This is a genomic window from Rhodococcus sp. DMF-1 (assembly GCF_021441945.1).
GTDB lineage: Bacteria > Actinomycetota > Actinomycetes > Mycobacteriales > Mycobacteriaceae > Rhodococcus > Rhodococcus ruber.
On sequence record NZ_CP090442.1, the window covers coordinates 4,524,897 to 4,544,135 of the forward strand.

The following is a 19,239-nucleotide window of genomic DNA, read 5'->3' on the forward strand; positions in this document are numbered from 1 at the left end:
GCTGCAATCAAACGCAACGAAGGCTAGGTATGAAGCATCTTCCCGGGCCGCAAGGGCTCTACCACCCGGCGAACGAGCACGACGCCTGCGGTGTCGCATTCGTCGTCGACATGCATGGTCGCCGCAGCCGGGACATCGTGGAGAAGGCGATCACCGCGCTGGTGAACCTCGAGCACCGCGGTGCCGCGGGCTCCGAGTCCAACACCGGTGACGGTGCCGGCATCCTCATCCAGGTTCCGGACCGCTACTTCCGTGAGGTCGTCGACTTCGACCTGCCGCCCGCCGGCTTCTACGCCACCGGTATCGCGTTCCTGCCCCAGGACGAGAAGGCCGCCGACGAGGCCGTCGCCGCCGTCGACGCGATCGTCGCCGAGGAGGGCCTGCAGGTCCTCGGCTGGCGCGAGGTTCCCGTCGACCCCTCCGACCTGGGCACGCTGGCGAAGCAGGCCATGCCGAGCTTCCGTCAGATCTTCCTCACCTCGCCCGACCGCACCCTCGGCGGTCTCGACCTCGAGCGCCGGGCCTATGTGGTCCGCAAGCGCACCGAGCACGAGCTCGGCAGCGAGGGCGCCGGCCAGGACGGCCCCGGCAGCGAGACGGTGTACTTCCCCAGCCTGTCGGCGTCGACCTTCGTCTACAAGGGCATGCTCACCACGCCGCAGCTCGAGGGCTTCTACCGCGATCTGCAGGACGAGCGCGTCGAGTCGGCACTGGGCCTGGTGCACTCGCGCTTCTCCACCAACACCTTCCCGTCGTGGCCGCTCGCGCACCCGTTCCGCCGCGTCGCCCACAACGGCGAGATCAACACCGTCACCGGCAACGCCAACTGGATGCGCGCCCGCGAGGCGCTCATCGATTCCGACGTGTTCGGCGGCCGCGAGAAGCTCGACAAGATCTTCCCGGTCTGCACCGAGGGCGCGTCCGACACCGCCCGCTTCGACGAGGTGCTCGAGCTCCTGCACCTCGGCGGCCGCAGCCTGCCGCACGCCGTGCTCATGATGATCCCCGAGGCGTGGGAGCGGCACGAGTCCATGGACCCGGCCCGCCGCGCGTTCTACGAGTACCACGCTGCCCTGATGGAGCCGTGGGACGGCCCGGCGTCGGTGTGCTTCACCGACGGCACCGTCGTCGGCGCCGTCCTCGACCGCAACGGCCTGCGCCCGTCGCGGGTGTGGGTCACCGAGGACGGCCTCGTCGTCATGGCCTCCGAGGTGGGCGTGCTCGACATCGAGCCGCAGAAGGTCGTGCGCAAGCTGCGCATGCAGCCCGGCCGCATGTTCCTCGTCGACACCTCGCAGGGCCGCATCATCGACGACGAGGAGATCAAGAGCGCCCTCGCCGCCGAGCACCCCTACCAGGAGTGGATCGACCAGGGCATCGCGCGGCTCGAGGATCTGCCCGAGAGCAAGTACACCTACATGTCCCACGAGCGGGTCGTGCTGCGCCAGCAGGTGTTCGGCTACACGAACGAAGAGGTCCACCTCCTCGTCAAGCCGATGGCGGCGACGGGCGGTGAGGCGCTCGGTTCGATGGGCACCGACACTCCCATCGCGGTGCTCTCCTCGCGTCCGCGCATGCTGTTCGACTACTTCTCGCAGTTGTTCGCGCAGGTCACCAACCCGCCGCTCGACGCGATCCGGGAAGAGGTCGTCACCAGCCTCGGCGGCATGCTCGGCCCCGAGGGCGACCTGCTGAACCCCACCGCCGAATCGTGCCGGCAGATCCTGATCTCGGCCCCGGTCATCGACAACGACGACCTGCAGAAGCTGATCCACGTCAACGACGACGGGCAGTTCCCCGGCTTCAACAGCGTCATCATCCGCGGTCTGTACCCCGTCGCCGAGGGCGGCGAGGGCCTGCGCCGCGCGCTCGAGAACATCCGCGGCCAGGTCTCCGAGGCCATCGACGGGGGCGCTCGCCTGATCGTGCTCTCGGACCGGGAGTCCGACGAGAACCTCGCGCCGATCCCGTCGCTGCTGCTCACCTCGGCGGTGCACCACCATCTCGTCCGCGAGAAGACCCGCACCAAGGTGGGGCTGCTGGTCGAGGCCGGCGACGCCCGCGAGGTGCACCACATCGCCGCGCTGTGCGGTTTCGGTGCGGCCGTGGTGAACCCGTACATGGCCTTCGAGACCATCGACGAGCTGCTGCAGAACGGCGACCTGCCGGACGGCATCACCCTCGACAAGGCCCTCGCGAACTACATCAAGGCCGCGTCGAAGGGCGTGCTCAAGGTGATGTCCAAGATGGGCATCTCCACCCTCGCCTCCTACACCGGTGCCCAGCTCTTCCAGGTGATCGGCCTCTCGCAGGAGATCGTCGACGAGTACTTCACCGGGATGCAGTCGCAGCTCGGCGGCATCGGCCTCGACGAGATCGCGCAGGACGTCGCCGCCCGGCACTCGCTCGCCTTCATGGACCGTCCCTCCGAGCACGCCCACCGCGAGCTCGAGGTCGGCGGCGAGTACCAGTGGCGCCGCGAGGGCGAGTACCACCTGTTCAACCCGGACACGGTGTTCAAGCTCCAGCACGCCACCCGCACCGGGCAGTACTCGATCTTCAAGGAGTACACCCAGCTCGTCGACGACCAGTCGGAGCGGCTCGCGTCGCTGCGCGGCCTGTTCGAGTTCCGCACGGGAGAGCGCCCGGCGGTGCCGCTCGAGGAGGTCGAGCCGGCCAGCGAGATCGTCAAGCGGTTCTCCACGGGCGCGATGAGCTACGGCTCGATCTCCGCGGAGGCGCACGAGACCCTCGCGATCGCGATGAACCGTCTCGGCGGCCGCTCGAACTCCGGTGAGGGCGGCGAACATCCGGACCGCTTCACCCCGGACGAGAACGGCGACTGGCGGCGCTCGGCGATCAAGCAGGTCGCCTCCGGCCGGTTCGGTGTCACCGCGCACTACCTGACCAACTGCACCGACATCCAGATCAAGATGGCGCAGGGCGCCAAGCCGGGTGAGGGCGGGCAGCTGCCGCCGCACAAGGTGTACCCGTGGGTCGCCGAGGTGCGTGGCTCGACGCCGGGTGTGGGCCTGATCTCGCCCCCGCCGCACCACGACATCTACTCGATCGAGGATCTCGCGCAGCTGATCCACGACCTGAAGAACGCCAACCCGCAGGCCCGCATCCACGTGAAGCTGGTCTCCGAGATCGGTGTCGGCACCGTCGCGGCGGGTGTGTCGAAGGCGCACGCCGATGTGGTGCTGATCTCCGGTCACGACGGCGGCACCGGCGCGTCCCCGCTGACCTCGCTCAAGCACGCGGGTGCGCCGTGGGAGCTCGGTCTCGCCGAGACGCAGCAGACGCTGCTGCTCAACGGTCTGCGCGACCGCATCGTCGTGCAGGTGGACGGGCAGATGAAGACCGGCCGCGACGTCGTCGTCGCCGCCCTGCTCGGCGGTGAGGAGTTCGGCTTCGCCACCGCTCCGCTGGTGGTGTCCGGTTGCATCATGATGCGCGTGTGCCATCTCGACACCTGCCCGGTGGGTGTGGCGACGCAGAATCCGGTGCTGCGCAAGCGCTTCACCGGCAAGCCGGAGTTCGTCGAGAACTTCATGCTCTACATCGCCGAAGAGGTGCGCGAATACCTGGCCGAGCTGGGCTTCCGTTCCCTCGACGAGGCCATCGGGCGCGTCGACATGCTCGACACCACCAAGGCCGTCGACCACTACCGTGCCTCGAAGCTGGACCTGTCGCCGCTGCTCGAGCAGACCCGTTCGCCGATCTTCTGCGAGCAGGACCTGCACTGCACCAAGGAACAGGACCACGCGCTGGACAAGGCGCTCGACAACGAGCTCATCACCCAGGCGCGGCCGGCTCTCGAGTCGGGTACGCCGGTGACGATCGAGACCAAGATCGCCAACGTCAACCGCACCGTCGGCACCATGCTCGGCCACGAGCTCACCAAGGTGTACGGCGGGGAAGGCTTGCCGGACAACACGATCGACATCACGTTCACCGGTTCGGCCGGCAACAGCTTCGGCGCGTTCGTGCCCAAGGGCATCACGCTGCGGCTGTTCGGCGACGCCAACGACTTCGTCGGCAAGGGCCTGTCCGGCGGCCGGATCGTCGTCCGCCCGCCGCTCAACGCGGCGCCGGGCTTCGTCGCCGAGGACAACATCGTCGCCGGCAACGTGATCCTGTTCGGCGCCACCAGTGGCGAGGCCCTCATCCGCGGCGTGGCGGGTGAGCGGTTCGCGGTGCGCAACTCGGGTGCCACGGCCGTCGTCGAAGGCGTCGGCGACCACGGCTGCGAGTACATGACCGGTGGCAAGGTCGTCATCCTGGGCAAGACCGGCCGCAACTTCGGCGCCGGCATGTCCGGCGGTGTCGCGTTCGTGTACAACCCGGACCGCGACTTCGAGGCGAACCTGAACACCGAGCTGGTCGATCTCGAGGACCTCGAGGGCGAGGACTTCCTCTGGCTCAAGGGCGCCATCGAGCGCCATCGTGACGAAACGGGCTCCGAGGTTGCAGCCCGCATCCTGGCCGACTGGTCGCAGCAGGTCAGCCACTTCGCGAAGGTCATGCCTCGCGATTACAAGAAGGTACTCATGGCTATCAAGGACGCCGAGATTCGAGGCGCGAACGTGGACGAGGCGATCATGGAGGCGGCTCGTGGGTGATCCAAGCGGCTTCCTCAAGCACGGCTCGCGGGAGACGCCGGTTCGCCGGCCCGTTCCGCTGCGGCTGCTCGACTGGAAGGAGGTGTACGAGCCGTTCCCGCTCGACACCCTCCAGGTCCAGGCCAGCCGCTGCATGGACTGCGGTATCCCGTTCTGCCACAACGGTTGCCCCCTCGGAAACCTGATTCCTGAGTGGAACGACCTGGCCTACAAGGGCAAGTGGAACGACGGCATCGAACGCCTGCACGCCACCAACAACTTCCCGGAGTTCACCGGCCGGCTGTGCCCCGCGCCGTGTGAGGCCTCCTGCGTCCTGGGCATCAACCAGGACCCGGTGACCATCAAGCAGGTCGAGGTCGAACTCATCGAGAAGGCCTTCGACGAGGGCTGGGTCGCACCGGTCATGCCGTCGAAGCTGACGGGCCGCAAGGTCGCGGTCGTGGGCTCCGGCCCGGCGGGTCTGGCTGCGGCGCAGCAGCTCACCCGCGCCGGCCACTCGGTGACCGTGTTCGAGCGCGAGGACCGCATCGGTGGTCTGCTGCGCTACGGCATCCCCGAGTTCAAGATGGAGAAGGCCGTCATCGATCGCCGTCTGGCGCAGATGGAGGCCGAGGGCACCGTCTTCGAGACGGGCGTGAACGTCGGTGTCGACATCACTGCCGATCAGCTGCGGGAGCAGTTCGACGCGGTCGTGCTCGCCGGTGGCGCCACCGAGGCCCGCGACCTGCCGATTCCCGGGCGTGAGCTGGACGGCATCCACCAGGCGATGGAGTTCCTGCCGATCGCCAACCGGGTGCAGCTCGGCGACCTGCCGGAGCCGACCATCACGGCGAAGGGCAAGAAGGTCGTCATCATCGGTGGCGGTGACACCGGCGCCGACTGCCTCGGCACCTCGCACCGTCAGGGCGCGGCCAGCGTGCACCAGTTCGAGATCATGCCGCGCCCCCCGGAGGAGCGCGCCGAATCGACGCCGTGGCCGACCTACCCGCTGATGTACCGGGTGTCCTCCGCGCACGAGGAGGGCGGCGAGCGCGTGTTCTCCGTCAACACCGAGCAGTTCGTCGGCAAGGACGGCAAGGTCGCCGCCCTGAAGGCGCACGAGGTGAAGATGGTGAACGGCCGCTTCGAGAAGGTCGAGGGGACCGACTTCGAGCTCGAAGCCGACCTGGTGCTCCTGGCCATGGGCTTCGTCGGCCCCGAGAAGCCGGGCCTGCTCACCGACCTGGGCGTGGACCTCAACGAGCGCGGCAACGTCGCCCGCTCCAAGGAATGGGCCACCAACGTCGACGGCGTCTTCGTCGCCGGTGACATGGGCCGCGGCCAGTCGCTCATCGTGTGGGCCATCGCGGAGGGTCGTTCCTGCGCCGCGGCGGTCGATCAATACCTCGAGGGTGCGACGGTGCTCCCTTCGCCGATCACCACCACCACGATGCCGCAGCGCTGAGCGCTCGAATGTGACAGCGCTGAGCGCTCGAATGTGACAGCGCTGAGCGCTCGAATGTGGCAGCGCTGAGCGCTGGATTGCGACAGCGCTGAGCGCTCGAATGTGACAGCGCTGAGCGCTCGAATGTGGCAGCGCTGAGCGCTGGATTGCGACAGCGCTGAGCGCTGGATTGCGACAGCGCTGAGCGCGCGGGGCGCGCCCGCCGGAAATCCGGTGGGCGCGCCCTTCCCGTTTCGTCCGTTCGGGACGGTTCGCGCGTTATGGTCGTGCGCATGGGTCACCGCATCACGATGCGCAGGGGTCACCGCATCACGAGACGATCACTTGCGGCGGGCATCCTCGGCGCCGGGACCGTGGCGGCCCTGAGTGCCGCCCCAGCGGGGGCGCAGGTCCCCGGCGAATGTGTGCGCAACGTCGGCGGTGCCGTGACCGTCGACGGCGTTCCGCAGGCGCCGCCGGTGGCCGGGTACGACGGCCTGCGACTTCTCGGAGTCGATGGGGGAGCGGGTAATTCGTGCATCACCAACCTGGGGCCGGGTGCCGTGTCCGTGTCCGTTCCACCGCACCCGGCCGCCGCTGCGGCGCCGTCCGGCGCGCCGGTGGAGATGCGTGTGGACGGCGGTAACGGCAACGTCGCGGTCACCAATCTCGGCGTCGGTACGGTCACCGTCGACCGCGATCGGGTCCTGGCGGGCCCCCCGCCGTCCGCGCCGAGCCCGGCGGCCTCGCCGCTCGCGCATCTCACCCCGGAACTCACGCTCGACGCCGGTACGGACGGTGTCTACGTGACGAACATCGGCGCCGGCCACGTGACGGTCGCGGACCACGATGCGGCGGCCGGTCCGCTGCCGCCGGAGGTGCTGCCTCCCGGTGTCGTGGTCACGGATCCTTTGACCGGCAACGTCTTCGTCACCAACATCGGCGCCTCGGCGGTGACCGTCGTGGACCGTCCGGGGCAGCTGCAACGAGTCGTCGACCGCGGCACCGTGGGGACGGCCGTCGACTACGGGGCGGGGAACGTGTTCGTCACCAACATCGGCGGGGGAGCGGTGACCGTCCTGCGGGAGTAAAGGGGGTCTCCCGTCTCGTTCATCTCTGTGTCATATTGCATGTGCATCATTTCGTGACGACGTCGAGATCGGCAGGAGACCTCAGGGGGCTGCGGTGGGGCTGAGAAGTGTGTTGACGCTGGTAGCGGTCGCCGCGGCCACCGTAGTGGGGTCGGCGGTGACGGCTCCCGCGGTCCAGGCCGATCCGGCCGGGTGCCCGAAGCTCCAGGTCGTCGCCGTGCCGGGCACGTGGGAAACGTCGAACACGCCTGCACCGCAGCGAGGCAACGGCATGCTCGCGGCGGTCACCTCCAATCTTCCCCCCGGGGCCCGGGTCGACTACGTCCGGTACGCCGCGACGGCGTTCCCGTGGGAGGGCGAGGTCTACGGTGTGTCGCGGCAGCAGGCCGTCGACAATGCCCGCGGCATCGTCGCCGCGACGGCGGCCGCGTGCCCCGAGGCGCGGTTCGCGCTCGTCGGCTACAGCCAGGGCGCCGACGCGGCCGGCGATCTCGCCGCCGAGATCGGCACCGGCTTCGGAGTGGTCCCGCCGCATCGGCTCGCCGCGGTCGGCCTGCTCTCCGACCCCCGTCGTTCCGAGGCGGACATCCTGATCGGACCGCCCGTCGCGGGCAACGGCGCCGGCGGGCCCCGCATCGGCGGGTTCGGGTTCGTCAGCGGCGACGTCCGCACCTTCTGCGCCGTCGGCGACCTGTACTGCTCGACGCCCAAGGACGATTTCGTCACCCGCGCTGCGGGTTTCCTCGCGATGGCCTCCGGGGGCGACCCGTCCGCCGTCGACCGGTATCGTGCCGAGGCCGACGCGATCTACCTGGATCTGATGAGCGCGGGCGGGCTCCCCATCCTGCAGTCCCAGCTCACCGAGCAGGCCAACGACGAGCGCGAGATCAAGATCCGGAAGTTCTACGAGTCGCAGATCCACCAGGACTACACCAATTACGCGGTCGAACCGAACGGCACCTCGGCCACGACGTGGCTGCGGAACTGGCTGGCTTCCAAGGTCTGACGGGCCGTCAGGTCCGCGAGCCGCGTCGCGCGCGCACGGTGATGCCGCGCGCGGCGAGCAGAGCGGCGAGCACGCCGTCGCCGTCGGTCACGGTCCCCGAATGCGTTCCGTCGTAGATCGCTCCGCAGCCACAGGAGGGACTGCGTGCCTGCAGGACCGCCTCGCGCACGTCGTGCTCGGCGGCGATCCCGGCGACGATCTCGGCCCCACGGACGAACGGATCGGTCATGTCCGCTCCGGTGTCGGTGACGACGCGTGCTCGGCCGGCAAGGACGTCCCGACCGTCGCCGCCGACGATCTCGGCGGGTGGGCGCGGCGTGGGGAGTCCGCCCAGCACCTCCGCACACACGGCGATCGCGCGTCCGGCGGCCACGTCGGCGACCACGTCCTCGTCCGGCCGGGCCTCCGCGTTGTACCGGCACGGCACGCCGGCCAGGCAGGCACTGACGAGAATCGGACGATCCGGCACAGGGTCAGGTTACCGGCAGGCCCGAGCCGGGACTCCGCCCGGAGAGGCCCCACCGCCCGGTCCGGCTCTCCCCGGTGACCACGGTTCCGGGCACGGCGGTACCCGTCCACGGTCATCTCCTGAGCGGTGCGTGGCCGCCGCCGACAACGATCGAGTTCGCCGCGCACGGGCGGGGACGCGCGGCGCTCAGCGGTCCGGCTCGAAGCGGGCACCGAATCGCATCGCCTCCGGGGCGAGGCGGCTCACCCACCGCCGGGTCTTCGCTTCCGGCGTCACGGTCACCAGTGCCCGGTTGTGCCGCACCGCGGCGACGATCGCCTCGCCGACCTTGTACGGCGGATAGCTGCGCGTGCGGTACAGCGCCGTGACCCGCTCGCGGAGCGTGCGCTGCTCCGGTGCGCCGAGGCCCACCATCTCGGCACCGGGAACCAGGTTCGTGCCCACGAGCCCCGGACAGATCGCGCTCACCCCGATCCCGTGGACCATCAGTTCCGCCCGCAGGCACTCGGTGAACATCAGGACCGCGGCCTTGCTCGTCGAGTAGGCGACGAGGCTCTTCTGCGGGGTGAACGCGGCCGCCGAGGCGACGTTGACGATGTGCCCGCCGGTGCCGCGCTCGAGCATCTGGTCCCCGAACGCCCGGCACCCGTACACCACGCCCCAGAAGTTGACGTCCATGACGTGCTCGAACGTCTCCTGCGGGGTGGCGGTGAACGTGCCGATCACGCCGATTCCGGCGTTGTTGACGACCACGTCCGGCACGCCGTGCTGGGAACGGACCGTCGCGGCGAACCGCCGCACCTGCTCCTCGTCGGCGACGTCGAGTTCGTAGGCGTGCGCCCCGCCACCGAAGACCGCTCGCGAGCCGCCGGCGCCGGGGAGGGGCGCGTTGAGCAGCTCCGCGGTGGCGCGGGCGGTGTCGACGTTGCGGTCGGCGACCACGACGATCGCCCCCACGTCGGCGAACGCCCGTGCCGTCGCGCGGCCGATACCGCTGCCCGCCCCGGTGACCACGACGAGCGTCCCGGTCAGGTCGTGCAGGCGCTGATGGACCACTGTCCCTGCGCGCCATCGACGCATCTCCGCGATCCGCGATCTCATGGGCACCATCTTCCTCGTCCGAGCCGCTCGTGCACGGCTGCCGCGCGCGGTACCGTCGAGAAATGACGGAACTGCGTGTGGTGGCGACCATTCCGGCGAAGCCCGGTTCGGAGGACGCGGTGCGGGGCGCGCTGGTGGCGCTGGCCGCGGCGAGTCGCGACGAGGACGGCTGCGTCTCGTACGAACTTTTCGAATCCGGCTCGGCGCCAGGCACATTCGTGACGGTCGAGGTCTGGTCGGGTCAGGAGGCGCTCGACGCGCACATGACCTCCCGGCACGTCACGTCCGCCCTGGCGACGGTGGGGGAGCACCTCGCGGCGGCGCCGGTGATCCATCCGCTCACGGCCGTCGCGTAGCCGGTACGACCGAGCCGGCCGGTCATCGCTCCCCGGATTCCTGACCCGACACGTCGCGGGCCGGTACGACGACGGTGCTCAGCAGCCGCCGGCGCCGGCCCGGGCCGGGGCCCAGCTCGAGGTAGCGCGTCAGCAGCTGCCGCATCTCGGTGACCAGGGCGAGGGCCTCCTCGTCGGTCAGATCGAGGGCTGCCTGCCGGTATCCGACGACGTCCTCGGCCGGATCCCGTCGCTCGGGATCGTCGAGGTACGCGTCGAAGTCGGCGAGCAGCTGCGCGGTGAAGGCGAGGAAGGCACGCCGATGGTTCTCGGTGCTCATCGTCGCCGCCTCCTGCCCGTCTATGTGCGCGCGTTCGGCGACGAGACGGTAGGTGCGTTCGACCGCGCCGCGGACGCGGCGCTGCGCGACGACGTCGAGGACTCCGGCGCCGGTGAGCGTCGCGATCTGCCGGTAGAGGGTGGCGGCGGGAACGTCGTCGATGAGGGCACGTAGCTGCGCGGTGGTGGCGGTGCGGTCGCCGAGCAGCGCCTGGACGATCCGCAGGCGCACCGGATGCAACAGCAGTTCCGCGGTGGTCATGTCTCCTCTCACCCGTCAATGTTCTCACGATTGACATTGTTCTCAGCAATGAGAACAATGGGAGCCATGACGACGCTGAGCATCGACCACGGAGTCCTGACGCTGCGCTTCACGCGCTTCGAGAAGATCGCGGGACTGATCCGCGATGTCGACGTCCCCCTGGATGCCATCCGGGACGTCGAGGTCCACGCCGACGGTCTCGCCGCGACGCGAGGAATGCGCGCTCCCGGCCTCGGGCTGCCGGGTGCCCGCAAGATCGGCACCTGGCGCGCACGGGGACGCAACGAACTCGTCGCCGTGCGGCGCGGACAGCCCGCCCTGCGCGTCGAACTGTCGGGACACGCGCGCGACGCCCTGGTGATCGGTATGGACGACGCCGAGCAGTGGGCCGAGCGGCTGCGAACCCGGACGGCGCGCGCCTGATCTCAGCCGTTCTCGACGTCGGTGGACGGGCCCTCGTCGGTGGCGCCGCCTTCCCCGGCCCATTCGGCCGGATCGGACAGGACGTCGTCGTCGGCACCTCGGGACCCGCTGTCGGTGTCCGCGGTGGCGGGGTCGCCGTCGCCGTCGGGTCGCGTCATGTCGCCTCCTGTGTCGATCGGGGGATCGTGTCGGGGTGAGCCGTTCCGTTGTACGCGGTCGGAGTACCCGTTCGGAACGCGACTACACCCGGCGGTGCCGCACCGGAATTCACCCGATGCGGCACCGGGCCGGTCTGCGTCCGGCCGCTAGAGGGAGTGCTTGCCCTCGTTCGGAGGCGGGACGATCGGTGCGCCCGCGGCCGGGGGAGTCACGGCCGGCCCGCCGCCGGCGGCGTCGGGTGCCATGTTGCCGCCGCCCGAGATGTTCGCCTTCTCGGCGGCCTTCTTCGCCAGGTCGCCGGCCTTCTCCTGCACCTGGGGCGCCTTCTCCTGCACGGTCTCCTTCGCTTCGGTGACCTTCTGCTGTACCTCGGGCTTGTTCCACAGCTGAACGGACTGATCGCGCATCTTCTCGTAGGTCTCACGCCCGGCCCTGGTGCCCAGCACGAAGCCCACGGCGGCACCGGCGGCGAAGGTCAGAGCTCTCATCATGGCAATCTCCTGCTCGTCGAATCTCGGGGGCCCGGCGTCGTCGACACCGGCCGGCGGTCGTGGCCCGACGGCTACCTTCCGCCCGGCTGCCACGCCCTCGCGGCGGCCGCCTCGTCGCGGTTCCGCCCACGTCGTACCGATACCCGGATCCGAGCCGGTTCACACCGGTTGCGGCGAACGGATCAGACGCGCAGCATGTCGCGCACGTGCCCGGTCTCGTTGACCGAGGCCGCCCGCCGGGCACCGTTGCGGGAGACGAGGATGCGGGTCACCGATGTGTACTCGATGGGGAACATCAGCGGCCGGTCGAGCCCGAGCAGGTCCTGGAGCAGGACGTTGACGACGCCGCCGTGGGCGAACACGGCGACGGTGTCGTCGTGCGCGCAGGTGTCGACGATGTGCTGGGTGGCGGCGAGAACGCGGGTGCGGAATTCGTCCGCATCTACGAAGTCGGGGAGGTGACCTGCGCGGATGCGTGCCACGGCGTCCGGGGCAAGCTCCTGCGCGAGGTGGAATGGAATGTAGTGGTCGAGGTGGTAGTCGTACTCCGCCAGGCCCTCGAGCCGGGTGACGGGAAGCCCGCGGGCCTCGGCGAGCGGCGCCGCCGTCTCCAGGGCGCGGCGTTGCGGGCTGCTGAACACCCGCGCAATTCGGTAGGGCTCGAGCGCGGTCGGCAGCCGCGCGGCCTGGGCGCGGCCCTCCTCGGTCAGCGACGGGTCGGCGCGTCCCTCGCTGACCCGGGAGATCTCGGGTAGGGCGTGTCGAATCAGGAGAAGCTGCACGTCACCACGATCGCACGACGACCGATCGCGCGCTCGGTCGACCCGGTGTTTCACGTGAAACCGGGGTGCTCACCGGCGTGCGCGGGGCTTGGCGAGGGGGAAGGCGAGGGACTCGCGGATGCTGCCGCCCGTGATCAGCATGACGATCCGGTCGACCCCCATGCCGAGACCCCCGGTGGGCGGCATGGCGTGTTCGAGCGCCTGCAGGAAGTCCTCGTCGAGTTCCATCGCCTCCTCGTCGCCTCCCGCGGCGAGCAGCGACTGCTCGGTGAGCCGGGCCCGCTGGTCGATCGGGTCGGTCAGCTCGCTGTAGGCCGTGCCGAGTTCGATCCCCCAGGCGACGAGGTCCCACTTCGCCGCGACGAGCGGTTTCGTCGGGTGCGGGCGCGTCAACGGCGACACCGAGGTGGGGAAGTCGGTGTAGAAGGTGGGGAATTCGGTGCGGGATTCGACGAGGTGCTCGTACATCTCCTGCGCCGTCGCACCGGCGTCCCACTCGGGGTTGTACGGGATCTCGTGCTCGTCGCACAGCCGGCGCAACTCCTCGACCGGTGTCTGCGCGTCGATCTCGGTGCCGAGGGCGTCCGAGACCGCCCCGTGGAACGTCTTCACCGGCCACTCGCCGGAGATGTCGATCTCGACGGGCGTCCCGTCGGGGCCGGGCCGGACGATCACCGCACGTCCGTGGGCCGCGACGGCCGCGGCCTGGATCAGCTCGCGGGCCAGCACCCGCATGACCTCGTAGTTCGCGTGCGCCTCGTAGGCCTCGAGAATCGTGAACTCCGGATTGTGCTTGAAGTCCGCCCCCTCGTTGCGGAACACCCGGCCGATCTCGAAGACCCGTTCCATGCCCGCCACGCACAGGCGTTTGAGGTACAGCTCGGGTGCGATCCGCAGGTACAGGTCGAGGTCGTAAGCGTTGATGTGGGTGGTGAAGGGGGCGGCGTTGGCGCCGCCGTGCACGGCCTGCAGGATCGGGGTCTCCACCTCGAGGTAGCCCCGCGCCTGCAGCTGCTCGCGCAGCGACCGCACCACCGCGCTGCGCGCCGCGAGCAACCGGCGCGCGGTGCGGTTGATCGCGAGGTCGACGTACCGCTGCCGCACCCGGGCCTCCGGATCGGTCAGGCCGCGCCACTTGTCGGGCAGCGGGTGCAGGCACTTGCCGTCGAGCCGCCAGTCCTCCGCGAGCACCGAGAGCTCGCCGCTGCGACTGCGGCCCGTCACCCCGCTCACCTCGACGAGGTCGCCGAGGTCGAACACGAACCGGCGGCCGCCGACGCGGCTGCGGTCGACCAGGATCTGCACGTCCCCCGACCAGTCCCGCAGTACCGCGAACAGCACGCCGCCGAAGTCGCGGAGTCGCAGGATACGACCGGCGATCCGCACCGCGGTGCCCTCGGGTGCGGTCACCGTCGCCGCGCAGGTGTGCGACGGCGGGTTCGCCACCGGATACGGGTCGACGCCCGCCTCCTCGAGCCGTTCGAGCTTCGCCATCCGCACCCGCACCTGCTCCGGACGGCGGGGGCCGGTGCGCGACTCCGGCGCCGGCAGGGCGGCGGGGGCGCTGCCGTCGTCACGCAGGGTGCCGGTCTCGACGAGCGCCGGAGGAGCGGACGTCTGGGTTCCGGTGTGGCGGCGGGCGCTCCGCTCCCGGCCGAAGCTGGGCAGCGTGAGGAAGCCCTCGGCGATCGCCGACGCGATCCCGACCCGGGGCAGCACCCGGTTGTCGGCGAAGCACAGGAACCGGGGCACCCACTCGGGCTGGTACTTCACGTTGGACCGGTACAGCGCCTCGAGCTGCCACCAGCGGGAGAAGAACACCAGCACCGAACGCCACAGCCGCAGCACCGGACCGGCGCCGATCCGTGCGCCCTCCTCGAACACCGAGCGGAACACCGCGAAGTTCAACGAGATCCGGGTGATCCCGAACTCGCCGCCGTGAGCAGCGAGTTCCGACACCATCATCTCCACGACACCGTTGGGGGCCTGCGGATTCCGCCGCATCAGATCGAGCGAGACGCCGTCGGCCCCCCACGGGACGAGGGACAGCAACGCCACCACCTCGCCGTGGACCGTCGCCTCCACGAGCACGCACCGGCCGTCGAGCGGATCCCCGAGCCGGCCGAGCGCCATCGAGAATCCGCGTTCGGTCTCGGTGTCGCGCCAGTCGTCGGAAAGGCGGATCGCCTGCGCCATTTCGGCCTCGGGAACGTCCCGGTGCCGGCGGATACGCACCGTCACGCCCTGCTTGTGCGCACGCGTCACGGCTTGGCGTACGGGCCGCATCTCCCGGCCGGACAGCGAGAACCCCGTGGTGTGGAGAACGGCCTCGTCGCCGAGTTGCAGGACCGACAGACCGGCCCGGCGATAGGCGCCGGCGCCGGCCTCGCTCGCCCCCATCACCGCCGGCGCCCAGCCGTACCCCCGGGCGAGCGCGAGCCACTCGTCGATCGCGTGCGGCCACGCCTCCGGATTTCCGATGGGATCCCCACTGGCGAGACACACCCCGACCTCCACGCGGTAGGTCACCGCGGCCTTACCGCTGGGCGCGAAGACCACCGCCTTGTCGCGCCGGGTCGCGAAGTAGCCCAGCGAATCGTCGCCGTTCCGCTCGAGCAGGCCCCGGATGGCGGATTCGTCGTTCCCGGTCAGTGCGTTGGTCGCCCGTTGCGACCGGAACAGCACGATCACCGCCGCGATCAGCGCCAGCGCCCCCAGCAGGCCGAGCAGGGTGTTGACGAATCCGTGTGGGCGCCCGCTGAACTGATCGTTGTCGAGCAGGGACAGGGCGGTGACCCGGTTGACCGCCCACAGCAACCGCTCGTCGGACGGCAGGGTGCCGGGGAACAGCTCCACCAGGCCCCACCCGATCAGTGTCCCGACGGCCAGGCCGGCGACGAGGACACCCAGCGATTTCCACACCGCGCCGCGACGGACCCGCGTGTAGAACTCCGGGTACGCCGCGAGCAGGATCCCCACCACCGCGACCTGCACCACGAGACCGATCGCCGCGCCGATATCGCGCTCCGACACCGCCACGTACCCGTTGTAGATCGCGAATCCGGCCAGGTACACGGTGAGAATCCACCATGCGATCCGCTTGCGACTGGCCAGGGCCGCCGCGAGCAGACCGAGCACCAGTGCATACGACAGGCTGGTGTCGGGGGCGTCGAACAGGTAGGTGTCGACGTATTCGCGTGGGGTGTGGACGAAGTAGCGCAGGGTGGGGGAGAGCGACCACAGCGCCACCGCGAGGGCGAAGATCCCGAGGGTCAGGCCCGCCACGTGCGGGACCGAGTTCAGGCGGCCGCGGGGCCGGGCAGACAGGTGGGGGTGCGCCGCAGGTGCCGCAGCAACGTCCGCTGACATGCGTCGACGGTAGCGCCGCGCAGGACCTCGTACCGGTCGGAACCGACAATTCGGTGCGAATCCGTCGTGCCGTCCGCCCCGTGCCGTCCGCCCTGTGCCGTCCGTCCTGTGCCGCTCGGACCGTCGACTTCGACTCGGGCGGTCTGCCTCAAGGTTCGAAGCGGTATCCCATCCCCGGCTCGGTGAGCAGGTGCCGGGGATGGGCGGGATCGGGCTCGAGTTTGCGCCGCAGCTGCGTGAGATACACCCGCAGGTAATGGGTCTGGGTCGTGTAGGACGGTCCCCACACCTCTTCCAGCAGTTCGCGCTGCCCGACGAGCTTTCCGCGGTTGCGCACCAGCACCTCGAGCATCCCCCACTCGGTGGGAGTCAGGTGAACCGGTGCGCCGTCGCGCGTGACCTTCTTCGCGGCGAGGTCGACGGTGAAGTCGTCGGTGTCGATCGCCGGTTCGGTCGTGCCCGAGATGGTGCCGGCTCGGCGGACCGCGGCGCGGATGCGGGCGAGGAACTCCTCCATCCCGAACGGCTTCGTGACGTAGTCGTCGGCTCCGGCATCGAGAGCGGCCACCTTGTCGAGGGCGTCGGTGCGTGCCGAGAGGACGATGACCGGGGCGGTGCACCAGCCGTGCAGCCCGGCGAGCACCTCGATCCCGTCGAGGTCGGGTAGTCCGAGGTCGAGGACGATCACGTCGGGACGCTGCTGGGCGGCGGCCCGCAGGGCGGAGCGTCCGTCACCGGCGGTGATCACCTCGTACCCGCGTGCGGTGAGGTTGATGCGCAACGCGCGCAGGATCTGTGGTTCGTCGTCGACGACGAGTATGCGGGTCATCGCGGCACCCTCGGCTGCGCGGACGCGAGTTCGACGACCATGGTCGTCCCGCCGCCGGGTGTCTCGGTGGTGGTGACGGTTCCGCTCATCGCTTCGGCGAATCCTCGCGCGACGGTCGATCCGAGCCCCGCCCCGCCGCTGCGGTGGTCGCCGATTCGTGGGAAGACGTTGCCGGCGTCGCCGGATCCGAGGCCGGGACCGCAGTCCGCGATGGTGACGGTGGTGCGGTCACCGGAAGTGACGGCACCGACCCGGATCGGGCCGGTCGGCGCGTAGCGCAGGGCATTGTCGAGAAGGTTGGCCAGGATTCGTTCGAGCAGGCCGCTGTCCGCCTCGACCATCGTGTCGCCGACGTCGACCTCGAGTCGTTCGCGCACCCGGCGGGCGGCGTCCGGGCCGCCGCTCGAGAGCGTGACCACGGCCCGGTGCAGCACCTCGTCGAGGTAGAGCGGCTGCAGGACGGGCGTGACCACCCCGGCCGCGAGCCGAGAGGAGTCGAGCAGGTTCGACACGAGGGCGGTGAGCTGGTCGGTGGACTCCTCGATCGTCGCGAGCAGCTCCGCGGTGTCCTCGGCGGAGAATTCGACGTCGGTGCTGCGCAGACTGGACACGGCGGCCTTGACGGCGGCGAGCGGGGTGCGCAGGTCGTGGCTCACCGCCGACAGCAACAGCCGCCGCAGACGGTCGGTTTCGGCCAGGGCCGAGGCTTTCGCCGCTTCGGCGGTGAGTTCGTCCTGGCGGATCAACCCGGCGATCTGCCCGGTGACCGCGGTGAGGATCCGGCGGTCGCGGGGTCGCAATCCTGGGCCGGACAGCAGTAGCGCAAGACGGCCGTCGTCGATCTCGCACACGGTATCGGCCTCGTCGACCGAGGCGGGCGGAGTGGTTCCGGTGCGGTCGACGACGTGGCGGCGGCCGTTCTCGGAACGCAGGATCGCGACACCGGACTGCCCGTAGGTCTCGCGGACCTTGTCGAGCAAGCTGTGGACGTTCGCGCCGCGCAGCACAGCGCCGGCGAACAGGGCGAGCAGTTCGGCCTCCTGCGCGGCGAGCCGCGCCTCGCGGGCCCGGGCCGCGGCGGCGTCGACCAGCGCGGCGACCGCCACGGCGACGACGAGCAGCACCACGGTGGTGACGAAGTTGTCCGGTTCGGCAATGGTGAAGCTGTAGCGCGGTTCGGTGAAGAAGAAGTTGAGCAGCAGGCCGGACAGCAGGGCCGCGACGACGGCGGGGCCGATTCCGCCGAACAGGGCGACGGCGAGCACGACGACGAAGAACAACGCGTTCTGGCCGGCCACCCCGGTGAGGCGGTCGATCACGGCCATCAGGGCGGTCGCGACGAGGGGGATGACGGCTGCCGCGATCCAGGACTGCAGTCGCCGCTCGTGGCGGCCCAGCAACGCCATCTTCGGGCCTCGGGCCGTGTGCTCGTGGGTCACCATGTGCACGTCGATCCTGCCGGAGTCGCGGACGACCGCCGCCCCGATGCCCTCGTCGAGGATGCGGGCCCATCGCGGGCGCCGCGACGTGCCGAGCACGAGCTGGGTCGCGTTCACCTCCCGCGCGAAGTCGAGCAGCGTGGTGGGCACGTCGTCGCCGACGACGCTGTGCAGGCTGGCGCCCAGACTCGCGGCGAGGGTCCGGACCTTTCCCATCTGCGGCGCCGAGACACCGGTGAGGCCGTCGCCCCGGACGACGTGCACGACCATCAGCTCCGCGCTCGCCTTGGCGGCGATGCGGCTGGCCCGGCGCACCAGGGTCTCCGATTCGGGCCCGCCGGTGACGGCGACGACGACGCGCTCGCGGGCCTCCCAGGTGTCGGTGATGGCGTGTTCGCCGCGGTACTTCGCGAGCGCAAGGTCGACCTGATCGGCGAGCCACAGCAGGGCGATCTCGCGCAGGGCGGTCAGGTTCCCTTCGCGGAAGTAGTTGCGCAGCGCGGCATCGACGTTCTCCGGCGCGTAGACGTTGCCGTGCGCGAGACGCCGCTGCAGCGCCTGCGGGGTGATGTCGACGAGCTCGACCTGGTCGGCGCGCCGTACGACGTCGTCGGGCACGGTCTCGCGTTGCACCACGCCGGTGATCTGCTCGACGACGTCGTTGAGGGACTCGAGGTGCTGGATGTTGACCGTGGACAGGACGTCGATGCCCGCGTCGAGCAGTTCCTCGACGTCCTGCCAGCGTTTGGTGTGCCGGCTGCCCGGCACGTTGGTGTGGGCGAGCTCGTCGACCAGGGCGACCGCCGGCCGGCGGGCCAGCACGGCGTCGAGGTCGAGTTCGTCGAACACGGTGTCGCGGTACGTCATCCGCCGTGGCGGGACGATCTCGAGGCCGGCCAGCTGCTCGGTAGTGCGCGCCCGCCCGTGCGTGTTCACGATCGCCACCACCACGTCGGTGCCTCGGCCGATTCGCCGATGGGCCTCCCCCAGCATGGCGAACGTCTTTCCCGCGCCGGGGGCGGCACCGAGGTAGATCCGCAGCCGTCCCCGGCGCGACGCCTCGGGGACGGCGGTGCGTGCGGTACCGGTCACGACG

At 70.3% G+C, this 19,239-nt stretch carries 15 protein-coding genes; 6 read left to right on the top strand and 9 right to left on the bottom strand.

The features are described 5' to 3' along the window. The first annotated feature begins 29 nt into the window (after positions 1-29). The 4 genes from gltB (at position 30) to LZP97_RS20730 (ending at position 8,145) form a co-directional block, all read left to right on the top strand. Positions 30-4,625 carry a glutamate synthase large subunit gene (gene gltB / locus LZP97_RS20715; RefSeq protein ID WP_010595484.1) on the top strand — a complete coding sequence of 1,532 codons (4,596 nt, stop codon included), beginning with the start codon at positions 30-32 and terminating at the stop codon, positions 4,623-4,625. Further along, entirely contained in the window at positions 4,618-6,069 is a 1,452-nt protein-coding gene (locus LZP97_RS20720) for a glutamate synthase subunit beta (RefSeq protein ID WP_010595485.1), read from the top strand. Before gltB ends, LZP97_RS20720 begins: the two co-directional genes overlap by 8 nt. 272 nt (positions 6,070-6,341) lie before the next feature. Then, positions 6,342-7,139, top strand: coding sequence for a PE-PGRS family protein (locus tag LZP97_RS20725; RefSeq protein WP_225223008.1), 798 nt, complete (start codon positions 6,342-6,344; stop codon positions 7,137-7,139). A gap of 112 nt (positions 7,140-7,251) precedes the next feature. Further along, entirely contained in the window at positions 7,252-8,145 is an 894-nt protein-coding gene (locus tag LZP97_RS20730) for a cutinase family protein (protein ID WP_230831591.1), read from the top strand. 7 nt (positions 8,146-8,152) lie between these two features. On the opposite strand, the gene LZP97_RS20735 is transcribed toward LZP97_RS20730, so the two are convergent. Together LZP97_RS20735 and LZP97_RS20740 are read right to left on the bottom strand one after the other, a co-directional pair. Further along, positions 8,153-8,614 carry a DUF523 domain-containing protein gene (locus LZP97_RS20735; RefSeq protein ID WP_010595489.1) on the bottom strand — a complete coding sequence of 154 codons (462 nt, stop codon included), beginning with the start codon at positions 8,612-8,614 and terminating at the stop codon, positions 8,153-8,155. Positions 8,615-8,800: 186 nt separating this feature from the next. Then, complete coding sequence (locus LZP97_RS20740; RefSeq protein ID WP_040273141.1) at positions 8,801-9,715, bottom strand: SDR family NAD(P)-dependent oxidoreductase; 915 nt, start codon at positions 9,713-9,715, stop codon at positions 8,801-8,803. Between the two features lie 62 nt (positions 9,716-9,777). Between LZP97_RS20740 and LZP97_RS20745 the strand changes: the two genes are divergently transcribed. After that, the gene (locus LZP97_RS20745; protein ID WP_010595491.1) at positions 9,778-10,071 is read left to right on the top strand and encodes a putative quinol monooxygenase; all 294 of its coding nucleotides are present in this window, start codon (positions 9,778-9,780) and stop codon (positions 10,069-10,071) included. A 22-nt stretch (positions 10,072-10,093) separates the two neighbouring features. Here LZP97_RS20745 and LZP97_RS20750 read toward each other — a convergent pair whose 3' ends face one another. Further along, entirely contained in the window at positions 10,094-10,651 is a 558-nt protein-coding gene (locus LZP97_RS20750; protein ID WP_017681104.1) for a helix-turn-helix domain-containing protein, read from the bottom strand. Positions 10,652-10,717: 66 nt separating this feature from the next. Between LZP97_RS20750 and LZP97_RS20755 the strand changes: the two genes are divergently transcribed. Beyond that, complete coding sequence (locus LZP97_RS20755) at positions 10,718-11,074, top strand: hypothetical protein (protein WP_010595493.1); 357 nt, start codon at positions 10,718-10,720, stop codon at positions 11,072-11,074. Between the two features lie 2 nt (positions 11,075-11,076). Here LZP97_RS20755 and LZP97_RS20760 read toward each other — a convergent pair whose 3' ends face one another. The 6 genes from LZP97_RS20760 to LZP97_RS20785 form a co-directional block, all read right to left on the bottom strand. Beyond that, positions 11,077-11,232 (bottom strand): hypothetical protein, encoded by a 156-nt coding sequence (locus LZP97_RS20760; RefSeq protein ID WP_003936594.1) that lies wholly within the window; start codon positions 11,230-11,232, stop codon positions 11,077-11,079. A 147-nt stretch (positions 11,233-11,379) separates the two neighbouring features. Then, positions 11,380-11,724, bottom strand: coding sequence for a YtxH domain-containing protein (locus LZP97_RS20765; protein WP_010595494.1), 345 nt, complete (start codon positions 11,722-11,724; stop codon positions 11,380-11,382). Between the two features lie 182 nt (positions 11,725-11,906). Further along, positions 11,907-12,506, bottom strand: a complete 600-nt coding sequence (locus tag LZP97_RS20770) for a histidine phosphatase family protein (RefSeq protein ID WP_040273143.1) — start codon at positions 12,504-12,506, stop codon at positions 11,907-11,909. A 69-nt stretch (positions 12,507-12,575) separates the two neighbouring features. Further along, entirely contained in the window at positions 12,576-15,875 is a 3,300-nt protein-coding gene (lysX, locus tag LZP97_RS20775; RefSeq protein WP_040273145.1) for a bifunctional lysylphosphatidylglycerol synthetase/lysine--tRNA ligase LysX, read from the bottom strand. Between the two features lie 148 nt (positions 15,876-16,023). Next, positions 16,024-16,704 carry a response regulator gene (locus LZP97_RS20780; RefSeq protein WP_010595497.1) on the bottom strand — a complete coding sequence of 227 codons (681 nt, stop codon included), beginning with the start codon at positions 16,702-16,704 and terminating at the stop codon, positions 16,024-16,026. After that, complete coding sequence (locus LZP97_RS20785; RefSeq protein ID WP_010595498.1) at positions 16,701-19,235, bottom strand: sensor histidine kinase; 2,535 nt, start codon at positions 19,233-19,235, stop codon at positions 16,701-16,703. Before LZP97_RS20785 ends, LZP97_RS20780 begins: the two co-directional genes overlap by 4 nt. Between the last annotated feature and the right edge of the window lie 4 nt (positions 19,236-19,239).